Source organism: Treponema sp. UBA3813 (genome assembly GCA_002368605.1).
In the GTDB taxonomy this organism is placed as follows: Bacteria; Spirochaetota; Spirochaetia; order Treponematales; family Treponemataceae; genus Treponema_D.
Genome location: DFEB01000006.1, coordinates 1 through 18858, shown reverse-complemented (window position 1 = coordinate 18858; position 18858 = coordinate 1). Strand labels below are relative to the sequence as shown.

17 protein-coding genes are annotated in these 18858 nt (G+C 40.2%); 15 read left to right on the top strand and 2 right to left on the bottom strand.

Annotated features, from left to right (window positions below; genetic code table 11):
* Positions 1 to 33: 33 nt before the first annotated feature.
* The 7 genes from B2089_RS00490 (at position 34) to B2089_RS00460 (ending at position 5391) form a co-directional block, all read left to right on the top strand.
* Positions 34 to 726, top strand: a complete 693-nt coding sequence (locus B2089_RS00490; RefSeq protein ID WP_296685318.1) for a ribonuclease domain-containing protein — start codon at positions 34 to 36, stop codon at positions 724 to 726.
* A 3-nt stretch (positions 727 to 729) separates the two neighbouring features.
* On the top strand, positions 730 to 1086 hold the full coding sequence (locus B2089_RS00485) for a barstar family protein (RefSeq protein ID WP_296685316.1): 357 nt from the start codon (positions 730 to 732) through the stop codon (positions 1084 to 1086).
* Positions 1087 to 1239: 153 nt separating this feature from the next.
* The gene (locus B2089_RS00480; protein WP_296685313.1) at positions 1240 to 2580 is read left to right on the top strand and encodes an ATP-binding protein; all 1341 of its coding nucleotides are present in this window, start codon (positions 1240 to 1242) and stop codon (positions 2578 to 2580) included.
* Between the two features lie 175 nt (positions 2581 to 2755).
* Positions 2756 to 3370: a hypothetical protein gene (locus B2089_RS00475; protein ID WP_296685309.1), complete on the top strand. Its 615-nt coding sequence runs from the start codon at positions 2756 to 2758 to the stop codon at positions 3368 to 3370.
* A complete protein-coding gene (locus tag B2089_RS00470; RefSeq protein ID WP_296685308.1) occupies positions 3361 to 3858 on the top strand; it encodes a hypothetical protein in 498 nt (165 codons plus the stop codon). Before B2089_RS00475 ends, B2089_RS00470 begins: the two co-directional genes overlap by 10 nt.
* Positions 3859 to 4097: 239 nt before the next feature.
* Positions 4098 to 4745 (top strand): hypothetical protein, encoded by a 648-nt coding sequence (locus B2089_RS00465; RefSeq protein WP_296325131.1) that lies wholly within the window; start codon positions 4098 to 4100, stop codon positions 4743 to 4745.
* Positions 4705 to 5391 carry a hypothetical protein gene (locus tag B2089_RS00460; RefSeq protein ID WP_296325133.1) on the top strand — a complete coding sequence of 229 codons (687 nt, stop codon included), beginning with the start codon at positions 4705 to 4707 and terminating at the stop codon, positions 5389 to 5391. The genes B2089_RS00465 and B2089_RS00460 overlap by 41 nt, the downstream gene beginning before the upstream one ends.
* Positions 5392 to 5486: 95 nt before the next feature.
* Here B2089_RS00460 and B2089_RS00455 read toward each other — a convergent pair whose 3' ends face one another.
* Positions 5487 to 6878 carry an ATP-grasp domain-containing protein gene (locus B2089_RS00455; RefSeq protein WP_296325136.1) on the bottom strand — a complete coding sequence of 464 codons (1392 nt, stop codon included), beginning with the start codon at positions 6876 to 6878 and terminating at the stop codon, positions 5487 to 5489.
* Between the two features lie 95 nt (positions 6879 to 6973).
* Here B2089_RS00455 and B2089_RS00450 point away from each other — a divergent pair, with 95 nt between their 5' ends.
* A complete protein-coding gene (locus tag B2089_RS00450) occupies positions 6974 to 8026 on the top strand; it encodes a GGDEF domain-containing protein (protein ID WP_296325187.1) in 1053 nt (350 codons plus the stop codon).
* Positions 8027 to 8054: 28 nt separating this feature from the next.
* On the top strand, positions 8055 to 9776 hold the full coding sequence (gene ilvB / locus B2089_RS00445; RefSeq protein ID WP_296325190.1) for a biosynthetic-type acetolactate synthase large subunit: 1722 nt from the start codon (positions 8055 to 8057) through the stop codon (positions 9774 to 9776).
* Between the two features lie 173 nt (positions 9777 to 9949).
* On the opposite strand, the gene B2089_RS00440 is transcribed toward ilvB, so the two are convergent.
* The gene (locus B2089_RS00440) at positions 9950 to 10948 is read right to left on the bottom strand and encodes a class II fructose-bisphosphate aldolase (protein ID WP_296325193.1); all 999 of its coding nucleotides are present in this window, start codon (positions 10946 to 10948) and stop codon (positions 9950 to 9952) included.
* Between the two features lie 300 nt (positions 10949 to 11248).
* Here B2089_RS00440 and B2089_RS00435 point away from each other — a divergent pair, with 300 nt between their 5' ends.
* The 6 genes from B2089_RS00435 (at position 11249) to B2089_RS00410 (ending at position 18787) form a co-directional block, all read left to right on the top strand.
* A complete protein-coding gene (locus B2089_RS00435) occupies positions 11249 to 12037 on the top strand; it encodes a flagellar filament outer layer protein FlaA (protein WP_296325195.1) in 789 nt (262 codons plus the stop codon).
* Positions 12037 to 12771 carry a flagellar filament outer layer protein FlaA gene (locus B2089_RS00430; RefSeq protein ID WP_296325198.1) on the top strand — a complete coding sequence of 245 codons (735 nt, stop codon included), beginning with the start codon at positions 12037 to 12039 and terminating at the stop codon, positions 12769 to 12771. Before B2089_RS00435 ends, B2089_RS00430 begins: the two co-directional genes overlap by 1 nt.
* A gap of 139 nt (positions 12772 to 12910) precedes the next feature.
* Entirely contained in the window at positions 12911 to 14203 is a 1293-nt protein-coding gene (locus B2089_RS00425; protein ID WP_296325201.1) for a flagellar motor switch protein FliG, read from the top strand.
* The gene (locus tag B2089_RS00420) at positions 14196 to 17261 is read left to right on the top strand and encodes an insulinase family protein (RefSeq protein ID WP_296325204.1); all 3066 of its coding nucleotides are present in this window, start codon (positions 14196 to 14198) and stop codon (positions 17259 to 17261) included. Before B2089_RS00425 ends, B2089_RS00420 begins: the two co-directional genes overlap by 8 nt.
* Positions 17262 to 17289: 28 nt before the next feature.
* Positions 17290 to 17511 (top strand): hypothetical protein, encoded by a 222-nt coding sequence (locus B2089_RS00415; RefSeq protein ID WP_296325207.1) that lies wholly within the window; start codon positions 17290 to 17292, stop codon positions 17509 to 17511.
* A 109-nt stretch (positions 17512 to 17620) separates the two neighbouring features.
* On the top strand, positions 17621 to 18787 hold the full coding sequence (locus B2089_RS00410; protein ID WP_296325210.1) for a hypothetical protein: 1167 nt from the start codon (positions 17621 to 17623) through the stop codon (positions 18785 to 18787).
* Positions 18788 to 18858: the final 71 nt, after the last annotated feature.

The following is an 18858-nucleotide window of genomic DNA, read 5'->3' as shown; positions in this document are numbered from 1 at the left end:
CTGAAAAGGGCGTTTAGTTAGACAAATGGTAATTTGTATCACTACGCGGCCAATAATCCGGTACGCTATATAGACCCTGACGGAAGAGTCTTTAATATCATCGCAGCGGGGGCCGGTGCCATTATAGGAGCTGGAGTTGGAGCCGTAACGACAGCTCTTGCAGGCGGTTCAAAAAAAGATATAGTAGCAGCGGCGATAGGTGGAGCTGCTGGCGGTGCATTGGCAGGATTTACCTGCGGAGCTTCTCTTGCTGTTACAGCAGCTGTTGGTGGAGTAGCTGTAATTGGAGGCGCTACTGTAGCCGCAGGTACTGATGTTGCCATAAATGCATATCAGGGCAACAATCTATTAGACGGTGTTGATAAAGCCGCTTTGGGCGGCGGGATTGGAGGCGGCGTTGGTTATGTTGCGGGAGTTGCCATTGGTTCAACCGTTTTACAAACCAAAACTCCAGATAAATTTCAACAAACATTAAATACCGTAAAAGAAACAGGAAATCCTCCTAATGGATATAAAGGTGGTAGAACTTTTCAAAATCGTGGTGGTGATGGTTATCAGACATTGCCAAAAACAGATTCTAATGGAAATCCAATAAACTATAAAGAATGGGATGTGAACCCACATATTCAAGGACAAAATCGAGGAGCAGAAAGGTTAGTAACAGGTTCGGATGGTTCTGCATGGAAAACCACAGACCATTACAAAACATTTACACAAATGGAGTAAAATATGTTGAAATTTATAAATACAACGGAATTTAAAACTATCATAAAAACAAATTCAGCAAATTTATTTATCCTTGAAGGAAAGAATATGAAAACAAGAAGTGATTTGTTTTCTGAAATAGCAAAAATATTACACTTTCCAAATTACTTTGGAAATAATTGGAATGCCCTTGATGATTGTCTTCAGGACTTGGATTGGATACATTCTAATTCCATAATAATTATAATCAGAGATTTTGATAAAATTTTGTTAGAAGACAATACGAAAGAAAAGAATATTTTTCTTGATTGTGTAAAAGCTGCTAATGATTTTTGGGAAGATGGACAAGAAAAAAAAGTGGATTTTTATATTCAAAATTAAAGATTATCCCCATACCCCACATCTAGTGTTTTCCGTCCATCTGAAAACGCTAGTCTTTACTCCTACAAATGACAATTTGTAGGAGTAAATATTTCGCCAGAAAACTTGATTTATTTCGCCATTTTGTTTATTCTGCTGAGAGGGGATTCTGACATGGAAGAAAGCGAACAGGTTGAATTTAAGAAAACCACATCAGAAATAAATGAAGGAATGATTTCAATTTCCAGCATATTGAACAAACATAAAAGCGGAGTTCTTTATTTTGGACTTAAAAATGATGGGGCTCCTTATAAATTTAAAATTACAGATTCTACTTTAAGAGATGTTTCTCGAAAGATTTATGAGAGCATTAGGCCGCAGATTTTCCCGACTATCATTAAAGAAAGAATCAGCGGCATTGATGTCATAAAAGTTTCTTTTTCTGGAGTTGATACGCCATATTCTGCCTTCGGGAAATATTATATGCGCACTTTTGACGAAGACAGGGAGCTTACGCCTTCTGAGCTGCGCAAGCTGATGATTTCAAGAGAATATGAGGAAAACTGGGAAATCAGGGGTTCAAATGAAACTGTAAAAGATGTCGATGAGTTGGCTTTGCAGAGATTCTACAAAGATGCGACGGAATCAGGGCGGTTGCCGGAAATTGATTTTAATTCGGGCCATATTCTTAACATGTTGAATTTGACAAGCAAAAATAGACTTAACAATGCCGGAAAAATGCTGTTTTCCAAAAATAAGCCAATAATCTTAAAAACAATAGTGTTTGCGACAAGTCAACGTGAAACTATTTTGGATTTGAACAAAATCAATGGCAATATTTTTGAGCTTGTAGAGGAATCCATGAAATTTATAATCAAGAATATCCGCTGGAGAGTTGAAAGTCAGGGAAAAACTCTTGAGCGCAAGGAAATTCCTGAAGTGCCGCTTGATGCTTTGAGGGAAGCAATTGTAAACAGCTTTGCCCACGCAAGGTACGATGGCAATGTAGAGCATGAAATAGATATTTATTCAGACAGAATTTCAATTATCAATCCAGGCGCGTTTGCGAATGAGTTTTTACCCGAGGATTTCTACAAGAAAGATTTGAAATCATATTTACGAAATGAGATTATTGCAAATGTCCTTTATATGCGAAAAGACATTGAAACTGCCGGTTACGGATTGAAAAAGATTTACCGATTATGCAAAGAGGCCGGAGTCACTGTAAATTACATAAACAATGAAAATGACTTTACTTTTGAATTTTCCCGCAAAGACAGGAATGGCGAGATAAATGGCGAAATAAACGGCGGAATAAATATTGAAATTACAGAAAACGAAGAAAAGGTTTTAAATATTCTCAGAAGTAATAAAAAAATCGTAAAAACCGACCTCGTGAAAAGCTCAAACTTGTCGAGCAGAACTCTGGATCGTGTTATTGCGTCATTGAAGGCAAAAGGACTTTTGAAAAGACTTGGAGCAAATAAAAATGGCTCATGGGAGGTTATAAAATAAGTCTGTCATTTTGTAGGAAAAAGAACCTTTAAATCATAAAAAATCGGGAGAATTCGTGCTTAAAATTCAGAATTCTTCCGAAATTTAAAAAACAAAACACAGAATTTCTGTTTTTCCGTGGTATAATAAAGCCAAAGGAGGCTGAAAAGGGCGCTTTAGTCCTACAAATGGCAATTTGTATCACTACGCAGGGAATAATCCTGTACGCTATATAGACCCGGATGGAAGAAATAGTAAAGACACTAAAAAACTTAATGAGAATATACAGAAGATTCTTGATGGTGTAGAAAAATGGACACCTGGAACTTTTGTTCCAAGACATTATAATAAAGGTGTCTTATCAAAAGAAACCTATGATTTTTTGGGAGGAATAAATTCTGAAAAAGGAAGACCTGATTTTTGGTTTGCTTGTGCAGGTGGAGCAATCTGTTTTAGGAATACATGGGTTTCTCCTAAATTAAATCCAAATCCATACTCTATAGCAAGAGATTTAGCTAAATCTGGTAAAATTAATTTCTATAAGGATGAAAAAGGAAATCGTATAACAGATCCCAAGGTCCTTGGCCCGATGTTAAAACCTGGTGATGTTATAAGTTTTATTTCAGATAATCCAAATGATCAATGGCACACGGCAACAGTTTTATCTAATGATCCTGAAAAGGAGGAATTAATTTATATGGAATATCATGGAGTTGGAGAATCGGAAAGAGTTGAAGTTTGGAAAATTACAAAATATGAATTTACTAGATACTCTGATGAGACATTGTATGGAGGTGGAGGATGGCAGTAAGAAAATTGTATATTATCGTAATATTATTATTATTTCAGATATCAGCTTTTGCAAAAGAAATAATAAACAACTATGAAAATCAATATAACCAGTTTGTAAAAAAAATGAATGAATATAAACCCTTACTGGAAAAACTAGAAGAATATAATCAAATTTGTGAGTATTTTACAAGAATTGAATATCTTCATAATAATTGTAGTTGTTCTAGTGAAGAAAAAGAAGTTTATTATATTGATACTGAATCTAAAGAAAAACTTAGGATCAATATTTATAATAAAAACGAGTCACTAAAAGGAGCTTATGGCTTACATGCGACGTCTCGTTTTTTTTACTACCTGGATGAAAATGTATTATTTGGTGTCTATATTTTTGATAGTAAGGATGCTGATTTATTAATCACGGTTGAAAATACAAAGGAAAGAAAAATTATAAAATATCTAATATTAAATAATAAAAATGATATTAAAAGAGAAGTGATTTCATACTGATATTTTGAATTACACCCCACATCTAGCGTTTTCACTCCTTCTGAAAACGCTAGGTTTTACTCCTACAAATGCCAATTTGTAGGAACAAGGCTTAAAATGCGCAGAATTTCGGAAGAATTCCTGCTTAAAAGTCAGAATTCTTCCGAAATTTAAAAAACAGAACACAGAATTTCTGTTTTTCCGTGGTATAATAAAGCCAAAGGAGGCTGAAAAGGGCGTTTCGTTAGACAAATGGCAATTTGTACCACTACGCCGCCAACAACCCTGTCAAGTATACAGACCCAGACGGAAGAAGTTCTCTCTATTTCTATTTTTGGGGATTTGTAAAATCAATTTCAACAGGGAAAGATAAATTCTCTGCAAGCTGTCTGCAATATGCAAACGCTTCAAGAGCATCTCCGGCAAAAGTGGATATGGATTCCTTGATAGGGAATTTAAATAAAACTCCATACGGGACTGAATCAACTTCAAATGAAAGAAAAATTTCTGAAAGAAACTCAAACAGCTCGTACAGACATATCATTTTAGAAAAACATCCACTAGACAATTTGGCAACGGCATTGCCAAAGCAATCGGATGCTACACTCGAGGATATACCAAGTGATGGTATTCCATCGAGGGCAGAGTCTGTTGGCAATGCAGCAATTCTTGGATTGAGTGTCAGTGCAAAACTTTTCCGAGGTGTTTCTGATGTCAAACTTAATTATACGGTAACTAATGGAAAAGTTACTAATTGGTCTGTAACAGTAACAGGTCTTAATTATAAAGATGAAGTTATAAATCAAGTCTTATCAAAAGACGAAGCGTTGGACTTATTAAATGCAAACAAGGAGAATGTAAAATACTATGACAATAATGCATTGGAAAATCTTAATAATTCTTTATAGTATGGTTATTTGCGTTTTCATCAGTTGTAAAAAGACAGAAGTGTATTGGAACGACTTGCGCGAAAACAAGGAAAAAGTAGAATTCACACTGACTTTCGCAAATGCTGAAAACGATGCCTATAAAAATATAAAATTCAAAACCAACTCAACAGAAACGATTCACCTTCCCGAAGGATATGATTTGAATGAATTTGAAAGTTCTTCAAATATGTGCGTTCAGATACTCCAAAATGCCGATAACACGAAAATTGAATTTTTTATAACCGATGCCGAACCTCTGCAAGAATTAGGCTATAATACAGTTCTAAAAGAAAAAGAAGGCGTTTATTGTTACTATGTTAGTTTTGCGAACAAAGAAAAAAATTTGATTTGTACGCTGTTTTCAAAAGACAATAAGTTCTCCGCTGATGTGGAAAATTTGAACACCAACAACGAAACAAACATTCAGCACTATCTGTCTGAATTAGGAGATGTCGACATCGGGTATTATTACGAAATTGAAGAGGGATATGTATCTTCTTTTACACCTAGTTATGGATACTTTATTGAGAGCAAAATCTCAGAGTATTTGCTCCAAGTTCCAGCCCTTTCCACGGGGCGCATTCTTCCGATTATCAAAAAAGATGCCGTGACGAAATCGTCTTAGTTTGTCTGTATAGCCTTTTCAACCCCGCCGTGTATAGCGGAATTTTCGTCTCTTGTTACTCCTACAAATGCCAATTTGTAGGAACAACTTATAATTCAACCCCCACATAAACGCTGTTTTTCTCCCAGAAAAATGGCCGTCTCAAAAAAATGCTCTTCCGCCACATCAGAAAACTTCTCCCTTAAATCGCAAAGATTTTCCAAAAGTTCGTCTCTTGTCTCGCCTGTCACAATAACCTCGCAATATCCCTGCTCCCGAATCTGCCTAGCCGCCCGGTTCTCAATCTGGTTCACGAAAGCGGTGTAGGGCAGTGCCTTCAGTTCCAAAAGCCTCTCTTCTGGCATAATGGGAAATTTTATGTTCACGGTGGGCTTAAATTGAAAACCAAATCTCCGTGAACTCTGTGCGTTCTGTGAGGAAGTCATTAAATATTCAAAGATTACTTCGCTCAAAGGTTGCCCTGCACTGGCCGCATAGGTTGTGCTCATGCCTGAAAGCCTGGGGTTTATTTCAATCACGAACCATTTTTTTCCATTAAAAACCAAGTCAACCTGGGCAATTCCGTCCAGCTTCAAGGCCTTTGCCATCTTTAAAAGCATCTTGCGTAATTCCGAAAGCTTGTATTTTTCGTTTTGAACAAGATTTTCTTCCAGAAAGGGGCCAATTTTCACACTCTGCTTGGGGCTTGTAATTCCGTACTGATTCACGCTGAACAAAAAAGGCGGGAGAATCTTGTAGTCGCCTTCGCCGCTTTTTCCATAAATCTCGCAGCCGAACTGGTCTCCGCTAATCATTTCTTCTATTATTCTGTCGGAAGTTGTCTTTTTTGAGCGAAGAATACCCAAAGCCTCTTCAAAATTATTCACCACATCCGCACCGAAAGAGCTTAATCCCGTGGTGTCTTTTATAATCACCGGGAATTTGAGTCTCTTGATTTGATGGAAAATTGCGTCACGGTAGACATTGCTCTTTAATTCCCGCCTGTTTCCACCGTTGATGTAAAGTTCGTGGTGCATGTACACGGCTTTTGCGCAATTCACGCCGATTTTTTCTAAAAATTCGTGGGTTCGCCACTTGTCAAAACAGATTAAGGCTGTCTCGACGGAATGACAGATTGTTCGGATTCCCATTTGCCTCAAAAAATCTGCCACCATTGCGTCTTTTACCGTAAGCCAGTCGTAGGGGGTGACATAAAAAGAGAGGGCAATGGCCAAATCCGGCTTTAAATCCGCAAGTTCCTCGGCGATTTTCTTTTCTGAATCGTTCTGAATAAGATGATATTGAATTTTCTCGGATTTTTGCGCGATTTCGTTTCCAATCAAGTCAAGCATAAACATTCCTGGAAGCTGGCTTGCGATAATAAACTCATGCTCAGGGTGCTTTTCTGCGAGAAAATCCCATTGCCCGGCCCATGAAGGAAGCGTTTTTGAAAAAATATGTTCGCCGTCGTAGAGACTTGAACTTGTGGAATAAAAAAGAATGCGCATAAAGTCAAAATATCATATTTCTCTTGTTGTGAAAATCCGCCTTTCTTTAAAATAGAATTGGATTTTTTCAAAAAATGGCTTATACTGATAAGGATATGGATAAGTTTTTGCTCGACAAAATAGAAGCTAAATTCGATTCTCTTACTGGCGTTTATGAACGCTTTGCTATCGAAAATTTTGCTCGAATCCTCATAAAAGAACAGCATCCTTTTGCCCTCATGTTGATTGATGGTGATAATTTTAAGAATGTGAATGACGGCTACGGACACAGTGTCGGTGATATGGTAATTCAGATTATAGCCCAAAGAATCAAGGACGGTGTTGGAAAAAAAGGTTTCGTTGGTCGTTTTGGTGGCGATGAGTTCATCCTTCTTATTCCTGATATTGTAGAATACGATGAAATTTGGCAGGTCTGCCGTGAAATTCATGCTCAGTTTGGGAATTTTTCTGTTCCCGATTATCCTGCAATTTTTATTACTATAACGACCGGGCTTTCTCGTTTCTCTATTGATGGATCTTCTTACGAGGAACTTTTCGAGAAAGCTGATAAGGCTCTCTATCGAGGAAAGCAAAAAGGCAGAAGCTGCTTCATCATTTACCTTGACTCAAAGCATAAAGACATCAAAATCCACTCTAGTGACGGGCCTTCGTCAAATTCAATGCAGCAGCACAACACGATTTTCAGCCTGCTTGCAAAGTCTAATGATTTACGGCAGTCCGTTCCATATCTCCTGCAATTTTTTACAACAACCCTCATGATTGACCATGTTTGTATTCAAGGCAGAAAATCAATGATTTTTTCTGAGGTTTATTCCCTTTCTCGTACAAAAGAATTTGAGTATATCGACAATGCCCTTGTTTCCCTCAATGTAAACAATTCCACATCAATCTTCTACATAAACGATGTAAATAAACTTGCCGCCAGCAATCAAAACACTCTCTTGAATATCTGCAAAAAGCAGAATATTTTCTCGATCCTCTTTGTCGAAATTTCTTATGGCGGCACTGTCTACGGCTATCTTCGGGCGGACACAACCGCAACAAACCGAATCTGGCAGAATTCTGACATGGACTTGCTTTTAACGGCTGCAAAGGCGATCGGAATGGCTCTTCATTTTCAGGGGAAAACTCTTGAAGAATTGAAATAAGTGCCATAAATTGATAAAATAGTCCATTATGAAAATCAACGGCTCACAGATTGTTATTGAGTGTCTCGTCGAACAGGGCGTAGACACAGTTTTCGGCTATCCTGGCGGAAACATCCTCAACATTTACGACGCACTTTACAAGAATTCAGACCGAATCAATCATATTCTCACTGCCCATGAACAGGCAGCGGCTCACGCGGCAGACGGTTATGCCCGCACTACAGGCAAAGTCGGTGTCTGTATGGCAACGAGCGGTCCTGGAGCTACAAATCTGGTTACTGGAATCGCCACTGCCTACATGGATTCAGTTCCGGTCGTGGCAATCACCTGTAATGTCGGCACTCCGCTTCTCGGAAAAGACACTTTCCAGGAAATCGATATCACGGGCGTCACGCTTCCAATCACCAAGCACAATTTCATCGTTAAAGATGTAAAAGATTTGGCAAAGACTTTCCGTGAGGCCTTTATCATCGCAAAATCAGGCAGGCCGGGGCCTGTCCTCATCGACATTCCAAAAGATGTCACCGCAAAAGAATGTGAATTCGAGCCTCTCAAAAAAGGCGACACAGGGCTTGAAGAGCTTGTCTCGGAAAATTCAAATTTCTCCCGCGTCGTCCGCGTTGCAAAGCCAACAGACGAAGAAATCAAACATGCGGCCGAAATTATCAATAAGTCAGAGCGGCCTGTAATTTATGCAGGCGGTGGCGTTAAAATTTCTGGAGCCGAAAAAGAACTCCTTGAATTCGCCGAAAAAGCCCAGATTCCAGTGGCGGAAAGCCTTATGGGCCGTGATGTTTTCCCGGCAAGCCATCCCCTCTGTACATGGATGGTGGGTATGCACGGAACGAGGGCCAGCAATATGGCCGTTACTGAAAGTGATTTGGTTCTTGCCCTTGGCTCACGCTTTTCTGACCGCGTAATCGGTGACCCAAAAGTTTTCGCCGCAAACGCAACAGTTCTTCATATCGATATTGACCCTGCCGAAATCAACAAGAATATTCCTGCTCAGGAGCAGCTTGTAGGCGATGTAAAAGATATTTTGACACGGCTTTTGCCTCTCATCGAAAAAAGAGACCACAAAGACTGGCTCAAAAAAGTTGATGAATGGAAAAAGGAAGTTCCTGCCTGCTATTCAGAAGTCAAAAAAGACTCAATCAATCCAAAATTCATGCTTGAAACCGTACACAAATACGCCGGAGATGATGCCTACATCACGACAGAGGTCGGCCAGCACCAGATGTGGACTGCTCAGTTCTATCCCTTCGGAAAGCCACGCCGCTTCGTTACTTCTGGCGGATTGGGAACCATGGGCTTTGGAACAGGGGCCGCAATGGGAATTCAGGTGGGGCATCCTAATGCCCGCGTCGTTCACATTGCAGGTGACGGCTCTTTCCGCATGAACTGCAACGAACTCTGCACCATTGCCCGCTACGGTCTTCCAATCGTCATCGTTCTGGTAAACAACGGCACTTTGGGTAATGTCCGCGTGTGGCAAAAGCTTTTTTACGAAAAACGCTACAGCCACACTACGCTTGATTTTGGCCCTGATTGGGAAAAACTCGCCGCCGCTTACGGAGTAGGCTACTACAAGGCGGGCAACAACAACGAATTCGACAGGGAATTCAAAAAAGCCTTTGAAAGTCACAAGCCTTGTATCGTTGACGCCAAAGTTGACATCGACGAAATGATTCTCCCGATGGCAATCCCCGGAAAACCCATCGACGATCAGATGATGAGCTGGGACAATTAAAATTAGGAATTAGGAATTCTGGTTCCGCAAAAAAAAAGCCCGGTTTTACGAAAATCTTTCGTATCGCCGGGCATTTTCTTTTTATATCTGCGTTTATCCGCGTCATCCGCGTCTAAATTCACGGGAGGGCAAGGCAATGTCCCGTCCCGCAATTATAAATTATGCATTAAAAACTAGTCGAGGGCGTGTCCTGCTGAACCGAGGACATCAACGCACTTGTGCATGTACATCTTTTTAAGCTCTTCACGGGCAGGACCGAGGTACTGGCGCGGGTCGAAGTCACCGGGATGCTCTGCGAAATGCTTTCGGATAGCCGCCGTCATTGCCAAGCGGCCGTCTGAGTCGATGTTGATTTTGCAGACAGCTGATTTTGCCGCCTTTCGGAGCTGCTCTTCAGGAATTCCTACTGAGTCAGGAATCTTTCCGCCGTACTGCTCGATGATTTTTACATATTCTACTGGAACTGATGATGAGCCGTGGAGAACGATCGGGAAGCCTGGGAGTTTCTTTTCGATTGCCTCAAGAACATCGAATGCCAGTGGTGGAGGAATAAGAACGCCGTCAGCAGTGCGAGTACACTGTTCAGGAGTGAATTTACAGCGACCGTGGCTTGTTCCGATTGAGATTGCCAAAGAATCACAGCCTGTTTTTGAAGTGAAGTCGATTACTTCCTCTGGCTTTGTGTATTTTGATTCTTCTGCAGAGACATCGTCCTCAACGCCGCCGAGAACGCCAAGCTCAGCCTCGACGGTTACATCGTATTTGTGAGCGTATTCCACGACTTTTTTTGTGAGCTCAACATTCTCGTCGTAGGGAAGGGCAGAGCCGTCAATCATGACAGAAGAGAAACCGTTGTCGATACAGTCTTTGCAGACCTCGAAATTTGGGCCGTGGTCAAGGTGAAGTACGATTGGAATGTCGCAACCCAACTCATGGGCATATTCTACTGCACCGCGAGCCATGTTGCGAAGGATGTTCGGGTTAGCGTAAGCGCGCGCGCCTTTTGAAACCTGAAGAATAACTGGTGATTTAGCCTCGACGCAAGCCATGATGATTGCCTGCATCTGTTCCATGTTGTTGAAGTTGAAAGCCGGGATTGCGTATCCGCCTTTCATTGCCTTTGCGAACATATCTTTTGTGTTCACGAGGCCAATTTCTTTGTAAGAAGTCATATCCTATAATTCTCCTATAAAAATGATTTCAAATTATATCTATTATAGTAAGTCGAAAATGGCAGAAAATCAAGAAATATGTTAAATTCATCTGAAAATAATTTATTTCTCAGAAAGGGGAAAAAAAGTCACGGAAATTGTGAGAAAAAAAGAAAAATCCTCTTTCAAATTATTTGACAAAGATGTATGCTAGAAATATAATTGTATATGATTTTGTGAGCTTTTTAAAAAGTTCTGCCGATATTAATAAAAATATGGTGTCTTATAAAAAGAACACAAATAAAGAAAAAGGAGTTTTGAATGAAAAAGGGCGTAGTAGTCTTTACTGGTTTTGCATTCTTGCTTGCCTTATCAGTTCCAGCAGTTGCACAACCAAGCTCAAAGGCCGTAGAAACAAGAATCATTGATAATTTTGACAATGTCGGTTCTCAGGATTATCAGGTGCCTGGCAAAACGGTCAATAGCACGGAAGCACATAATTGGACATGGGCAGTTCAGGCAAGTCATTATATTGATTCAGAAAAGGGATTCCCCAAGTTGGAATATTTTGAAGGACAGCCGAATTCTCTCAAATTGTTCAATAAAGAAGGTGATTCACCAAAAGTTCTCGGTGTAAAAACAAGCTATCTCCGTAAGGGTGAAAACTGGTTTGAGGTATATCCTGAGAGCGAAGGTAAGCCATACGAGATTCCGTTTGTTGGTACTGTTACTCAGGTTGATTTCTGGGTATGGGGTGCAAATTACCTTTACTACATTGACCTTTTGGTTCGTGATGCTGATGGTCGTGTTTATACACTTCCTGCTGGCAATCTCGCGTTCAATGGCTGGCGCAATGTAATCGTTCCGATTCCATCATATATCCGCCAGCATTCTCGCTTGCGCTCAGGTCCAACAATAATGACATTCGTAGGATTCCGTGTCCGAACTGATCCTGATGAGTATGTTGATGATTTCAATATCTTCTTTGACCAGCTCAAGTTCTCTACAAATGCATTGAGCAACATCTTCGACGGATACGAACTTAAAAATGTTGAATTCGGCGACTCAAGCTCAAGCGGAAGCACATCATCACAAGGAGAGGCTAAATAATGAAAAAGTTACTTACAGTTGCTATTGCATTGGCACTTTCTGCGGCAGTTTTTGCACAGGATAACAATCGTCAGAATGACAACGAGAGCCTTGCTTCGCCAGATCCTACTGTAATCGGAAATGATTCAGCTCGTCAGGCTCTTCGCGAAGTTTCAGTTGACCGCTATGAATTGGAAGGAAGCTGGAACGCTCATATTTCTCCTGATAACGGTGTAATCAACGCTCGTCTTTTCGATGGAAATCCTTTGGCTAAAGAACCTCTCAAAGGTGAAGAGGAAGCTGAAGATTCACGCGTACTTGGTATTAAAGTTGAATTCTTCCGCCGTGGAGTTAATTCATTTTTCATTAAATCAGCACGCCCGATTCCAATTGAAGGCGTAACAAAAACGATTTCTGTCTGGGTCGCAGGACGAAACATGGATCATCAGATGTATGTCCTCGTTCAGGATTACAACGGCAATAACTTCGAGTTGTACCTCGGTTCACTCGGCTTCTCTGGCTGGAAAAAGATGTCTGTTGCTGTTCCGCCAACTCCGGATGGAGAGCATGGAATTATCCAGTCTTCAGCTTACAATGGTGTAAAACCTGGTCTTCGTATCGTTGGATTCCGCGTTGACTGTAATCCGATGCTTGCTCGTGGTACATACTATATGTATCTTGATGATCTTCGCGCTGTTACAGACCTTTACGATCTTGAAAACCGTGATGAAGACGATATGAACGATGACTGGTAGTCGAATTTAAACAGATTCTTCTGTAAAAACCCGTTGAATTTTCAGCGGGTTTTTTTTTATGTCTTATGCTTTTATTTTTTTTTATTGCAGACTAATCAATGCTTGTAAGTCTCTTTTATAAAATGTAAAATAATTGTATATGAACTTGAATAGCTTTAGAATTAATGCTTATAAAAATACCGAAAAAACAGAATCTGCTAAGTCGGAATCCGAAAATAATATCCAGAGACCTGTTTTTGAAAAAGTGTCTGGTATCAAAAATCCAGAGCAAAATATAAATCAAGCGGAACATCATAAAACTATAAACGAAATCTTTGACAAACGCTTTTTTCCTCAGTTAAGCGACAAAAATTTTCAAGGAAATGAATCTGCTCGTGTTGCTGCTAAAGCCCTTACTTCTGGAGGTTTGATAAAAGTTCCGGAGCAACCACGGGAAAAAGACGGAAAAGAGAATATTTATCGTCGTGTCGCAAAGTTTCTTATGCTTATCGGAGTTGATGAGGCCGCAAAAATCTTGCCCCATCTCACAGAAGAGCAAACTGAAAAAATAATTCCAGAAATAGCTTCGATTCGTTATGTTGAGCCGGAAGAAGCAACAGAGATTTTAAAAGAATTCCAAGGGCTTGTAAAACAAGCGCGGGAAGAGGGGGGAGTCGATACAGCCCGTGCTATTCTTGAGAAAGCTTTCGGAACACATAAGGCCAGCGTTATACTCGAAAAAACGACCAGTAATATTTCAGGAAAGCCTTTTGAATATCTTGCTGAATCTGACAGCGACCGGGTTTCCCTTTTATTAAAAGATGAGTCTAATGCGGTGAAAGCTCTTGTTCTGTCCTATCTTAATCCTAAAATTTCTGCCCAAGTAATAAATGCCCTTGAAGTTGAGGATAAAAAAGATGTGGTCATGCGCCTTGCTAAACTCACTAAAATTTCTCCAGAAATCGTTCAGCGTGTTGATAAGGCACTTCAAGAGAAAATGAATCATCTTGCAACTTCAAAGTCGGATTCCATAGACGGAAAAAATGTTCTTGCACAAATCTTAAAGCGCATGTCTCCAGAGGCGGAAGAAGGAATCTTGAACAATCTTGCCGAGCAAGACTCTGAACTTGGTGAGGATTTGCGGGAACGGCTCTTTACAGCTGAAGATATTATCAATGCTGATGACCGTTTTATTCAAGACAAGCTGCATGATATGGATGAGGAAGAAATTGCTTATCTTATCGCTACTAAAAAAGAAGATTTCCGAGATAAGATTTTACGGAATGTGTCTGAAAACCGCCGAAAGTCGATTCTTGAAACAGAAGAGTTCCTGCATCCTATGCGAAAAAGTGATTGCGAGAAGGCGACGGCTCAGTTTTTTGCGACTTTGCGACGAGCGCATGAAGACGGAAAATTGTACATAAAAGGAAGAGATGATGAACTCTATGTCTAAGCTGAAAAAAGGCGATATCTATAAATCTTTTGAAGTCCTGAATGTTTTTGAAGTTGCTGATTATCATTCTACGGCAATTCATCTCAGACACAAAAAAACTGCTCTTGAAGTTTTCCATCTTCTTAATGATGACAGCGAGAATCTTTTCGCATTTGCATTCCGCACGCCTAACACAAAGTCAACGGGCTTGGCTCACATCATTGAGCATTCTGTTCTTTGTGGTTCTGAAAAATATCCCTTAAAAGATCCTTTTGTCACAATGTCGAACCAAAGTGTGAAGACATACCTTAATGCGATGACCTATTCAGACAAAACTGTCTATCCTGCAAGTTCGATTGCTAAGGCTGATTATTTTAATCTTATGTCAGTGTATGGGGATGCTGTATTTTTCCCCCGGCTCGACCGCGAGATTTTTATGCAGGAAGCTCATCGATTTGAGGTGGATGATAAGGGCGGGGTTTCAATTCAGGGTGTTGTCTATAATGAGATGAAGGGAAGCTATTCTTCTTTTGATTCCGTAGCGGCTGACATTTCCCTTGCAAGTCTTTTAAAAGGTTCGATTTATGAAAAGGATTCTGGAGGAGATCCTCTTGAAATTCCTGATGTCACCTACGAAGATTTTTTGAATTTCCATAAGACCTGGTATCGGCCAGACAATTGTTTTGTGTTCCTGCACGGGAATATTCCGACAGAAGAGCAACTTGATTTTTTACAGGAACAATTTCTCTCGCGCCTTGAAAAAAAATTCCCTGATATCGATGTGTCGGAAGCGGCGATTAAAAAGCGTATTTCTGATTTTCGCAAGCTGGTAACTCCGGAGAAAATTAATGAGCCATTCGTCCTTTATGCAGAGGGCCCCAGTGGAGACGGCGAGGAAAGCAACACTGTTCTGGTAAATTGGCTTTTAGGAAGGGCAGAAAATGCTCTTTCTGCCACAGAAAAGGTGGTACTCACAGGAATCTTGTGCAATCATGACGGCTCACCACTTCAAAAGGCTTTGCTAGAGTCTTCTTTAGGAGAGGATTTAGCGCCTCAAAATGGACTTTTTTCATCGATTTTTACATCAACGCTTACCCTGGGGCTTCGTGGTGTAAAAAAAGGTGATGAAAGAAAAGTTGAAAAAGTCGTGCTTGATACGATAAAAAAACTTGTTGAAGATGGTATTTCCCAAAAAGATGTCGAATCAACTCTTACAACGCTTGAATTTTCCCATCGTGAAATAAAGAGGGGGAACGGACCTTTTGCCCTTTCGCTTATGGCTCGCCCTATTTACGGCTGGCTTTACGGTGACGGCATCGAAAATCAGATTCGGCTGCGCTCTCATCTGGATGAAATCCGCGCAAAAATTGAGGAGGATTCTTCTTACCTGAAGAATTTATTTAAAAAACTTTTGCTCGAAAATAAAAGCCGTTCTCTTGTTGTTGTCGCTCCGTCAAAAAATTACACGAAAAAACGGGAAAAAGCCGAAAAGGAGCGTGTCGCTGATTTTTTAAAACACACCAGTATAGAGGAAATCAAGGCAGAAAACGATAAACTGCATTCTTTCCAGCAGAGTGATGATGATACGACTTGTCTTCCTCATCTTACGCCTGAAGATTTTATCACAGACGGAAAACCTATGATGAACAGGCCTGAGACCGAAATCGATTTTCTTGAGGGCTATGATACATCTTCTGTTCCATTTATAAAAAATGTCGAAAATACGAACGGAATCATTTATCTTGACATTGGCTTTCCTGCGGATGTGCTTTCTCCCAAAGATTATCCTCTCTTGCCAGCTTTTGCTGACTGCGTGACGGAATGCGGCTGGAAAGATCTTGATTGGGCAAAATCTGCTGAGGAATGTGCTCTTAATACTGGCGGACTCGGCGTAAATCTTCTCACAATGGAAGGCCCTGATACTGAAAACGCGCGGAAGCTTTCCCAAAAATACAATTGGATTAAGCGTGACTGGGTGATTTTCAGAATGTCGATGCTTGAGGAAAAATCCGCTGAGGCCCTTGCACTTTTGAGTGATTGTCTGACAGGAGTTGATTTTTCTGACGAGAAGCGCGTGCAGGATATTCTCACCGAAAGTAGAAATGATTTTGAAGCTTCGGTTATTCCTGACGGGCACACTTTTGTATCCAATCGCGTCTGGTGCAATCTCTCTCGGAAAAATGCCGTTGATGAAATTTGGAACGGGTTGAGTCAGTATTTTTCTATCAAAAGAATCGCTTCGGCTCCAATATCAGAAACACTTCATTCATTTAAGAGGATTTTCAAGGAAATCAAAAACGGAGGGGCTTTTATCCATGTTACAGCGGAAAATTCGGGCTTTGAGAAGATAAATTCTATGCTCCCTTCGTTTATAGATACAGTCGGTCTTTCGGCCCCAAAGAATCCTTTTGCTTGTAATGACGAAGATTTTTATGCGCTCACAAAAATTGAAGGGGAGGTTAGTGCTGATTCTGATTCCGAGCTTTTTGTCACATCTTCTCAAGTTGGTTATGCTGCCGAGTGTATTCCGGCTTCACGATATGAAGATGAAGCTAGTTTCACGGAGGAAGTCTGCACACACTGGCTTTCGAATAATCTTCTATGGGAGAAAATTCGCACGATTGGAGGTGCTTATGGTGCCTTTTGTAATGCTGAACCAATGGTCGGAGCGCTCATTTTTGCGACTTATCGTGACCCGAATCCTTTTGATTCCTGCGATGCATTTGAGCTTTGTCTTAAAGAAGCGAGCGAACTTGATTTTTCTGAAGAAGAGGTTGTTTGCGCGATAATGGGATGTTACAGTCATTTCATTCAGCCTCAGTCGCCGAAAGGCAGAGGATCAAGCGCCCTTACCCGGCTTTTGTATGGAATTTGTGATGAAGACCGAGAAAAAAAGATTCTTGGAATCTTACATTCTAATCCAGAAAACTTAAAAGCTGGATTTAAGCGGCTTTATGAATTTTCCCATGCACAAAAAACAGAGAAAATAGAGAATTTTAAGAAGAAATCAATAATTTCTGATAAAAAATCGCTTAATGAGCACGGTTTTGCTGGAAAAATTATACACCTGCCGTTATAATTAAAAAGATATCTTTTTGGAGAATCCTATGAAAAATGAAAAATTTGATACTTGTATAAAAATGATGCGACAGCTTGTTTCTGATATTCAGGGAGCTCCTCTTCCCAGTGAGGATTTGGAACCTGAATTGTATCGCATTTGGTTCGAACATGTGCAGAGTGCTGGCATTGCGTGCCTTCAGTATCTTGACGATAATTTTCCTCTCGAAAAAGAGAATATCGATAGTACGCTCAACAAGTTCCTTAAATAGGGCCTCCTAAACATTTATTCCTGCCTGCTAAAGTTTGCTCCTTAGTTTGTCGAGAATCTAAGAAGATAGAAGTTTAAAATTGAATTAAACTGTTTTGGTGGGCAGAAATATGGCAAATTCTAAAGTAAACAAGCGTTTTGACCAATATGTACTCCGCGGAAAATTGCGACAGGAAGGTTTTGAACGCTGGCGATATGTTTTTTCAGCTTTTAGTAAGGCAACCGGTCAGGAACGAAAGTTTTTTGTCGAATTATTTATCGTAAATCCTGGAATATCTCCCAAAGTTGCTGTGCTTAGTCAGAAGTCTCGGCTTGCACTTTCGGAGTCAGATTTACAGTATGCTCTTGCAGGTACAGCCTCAGCAGCTCATGCTAATGATGAGATTGCCGTTTTGCCGTCTTATGTTCTCGTTAAGGCCGGTGTGTTTGGTTCAAACGGTAAGCAGATGAATAAATTTCATGCTTCATCAATGTTTTCATTCATAAAAAATACAGAAACATTTAAAGTCGGAGACTGTCTCTTTAGATCAAACGCTTTGTCTGGTTCTGTTGTAGTTTCTTCTCAGGATTTGCGTATCCGACCAGAGCTTTTATGTAATGCGGGAGCAATGAGTTGGGAGCTGAAATTTGAACGTATAATTGAGTGTAGCCCTCTTTACAACCGGAAGCATTATTTATGGACACCGCTTGGCGTTAAGTCTGTTTTTTCCGGAACAGTGCATCTTGATGAAGAGGAATATGTTGTCCTTCCAAAATCATCAAATGGTTATATCGACAAAAGCTGGGGAATAAGCCCGAATTCTCCATATTTTCATATTTCTTCATCAAAAATGACAAGCATAATTTCTGGCAAACAGATGCTGAATTCTTGTTTCTCTCTGGAAGGCGAATTTGGTGGAAAATTATGCGCATATTTGAATTTTGAAGGTGAAAAATACACTGTTGAGAATCGAGGAATTTTCAAAAAAGACGCAATAATCCACGATTGCTCTCAAATGAGCGACAGTTCTGACGGAGACCGAGTGCATTGGACTGTAAGCATTCATAAAGGTCGCTTTGTCATTGATGTCGATTTATTCTGCAAGGGCAAAGAAATGTTTGTCCGAGATTATGAAATGCCTCAGGGAAAACGCTGCCTTTTAAAAATCCTGGGAGGTGTCGGTACTGGAGAAGTTCGTGTCTATAAAAAGATTGGAAAAAATCTTGAGTTATTGGAACATGCGAATGTTTACGACGCAATCTGCGAATTTGGACAGACCGAAGAAGTCGGAAAATAAAAAAAATATAAAAAATTAAAGGATTTGATATTGACACAAACTCGCAATTTCTATATAGTTATTCTCACATT

Bases quoted from the DNA above. Each gene is read 5' to 3' on its own strand.
- B2089_RS00425 (WP_296325201.1), top strand. From the start codon at position 12,911: ATGAACTTGAATAGCTTTAGAATTAATGCTTATAAAAATACCGAAAAA.
- B2089_RS00420 (WP_296325204.1), top strand. From the start codon at position 14,196: ATGTCTAAGCTGAAAAAAGGCGATATCTATAAATCTTTTGAAGTCCTG.
- B2089_RS00470 (WP_296685308.1), top strand. From the start codon at position 3,361: ATGGCAGTAAGAAAATTGTATATTATCGTAATATTATTATTATTTCAG.
- ilvB (WP_296325190.1), top strand. From the start codon at position 8,055: ATGAAAATCAACGGCTCACAGATTGTTATTGAGTGTCTCGTCGAACAG.
- B2089_RS00415 (WP_296325207.1), top strand. From the start codon at position 17,290: ATGAAAAATGAAAAATTTGATACTTGTATAAAAATGATGCGACAGCTT.
- B2089_RS00450 (WP_296325187.1), top strand. From the start codon at position 6,974: ATGGATAAGTTTTTGCTCGACAAAATAGAAGCTAAATTCGATTCTCTT.
- B2089_RS00440 (WP_296325193.1), bottom strand. From the start codon at position 10,948: ATGACTTCTTACAAAGAAATTGGCCTCGTGAACACAAAAGATATGTTC.
- B2089_RS00455 (WP_296325136.1), bottom strand. From the start codon at position 6,878: ATGCGCATTCTTTTTTATTCCACAAGTTCAAGTCTCTACGACGGCGAA.
- B2089_RS00460 (WP_296325133.1), top strand. From the start codon at position 4,705: ATGACAATAATGCATTGGAAAATCTTAATAATTCTTTATAGTATGGTT.
- B2089_RS00485 (WP_296685316.1), top strand. From the start codon at position 730: ATGTTGAAATTTATAAATACAACGGAATTTAAAACTATCATAAAAACA.
- B2089_RS00430 (WP_296325198.1), top strand. From the start codon at position 12,037: ATGAAAAAGTTACTTACAGTTGCTATTGCATTGGCACTTTCTGCGGCA.
- B2089_RS00410 (WP_296325210.1), top strand. From the start codon at position 17,621: ATGGCAAATTCTAAAGTAAACAAGCGTTTTGACCAATATGTACTCCGC.
- B2089_RS00480 (WP_296685313.1), top strand. From the start codon at position 1,240: ATGGAAGAAAGCGAACAGGTTGAATTTAAGAAAACCACATCAGAAATA.
- B2089_RS00435 (WP_296325195.1), top strand. From the start codon at position 11,249: ATGAAAAAGGGCGTAGTAGTCTTTACTGGTTTTGCATTCTTGCTTGCC.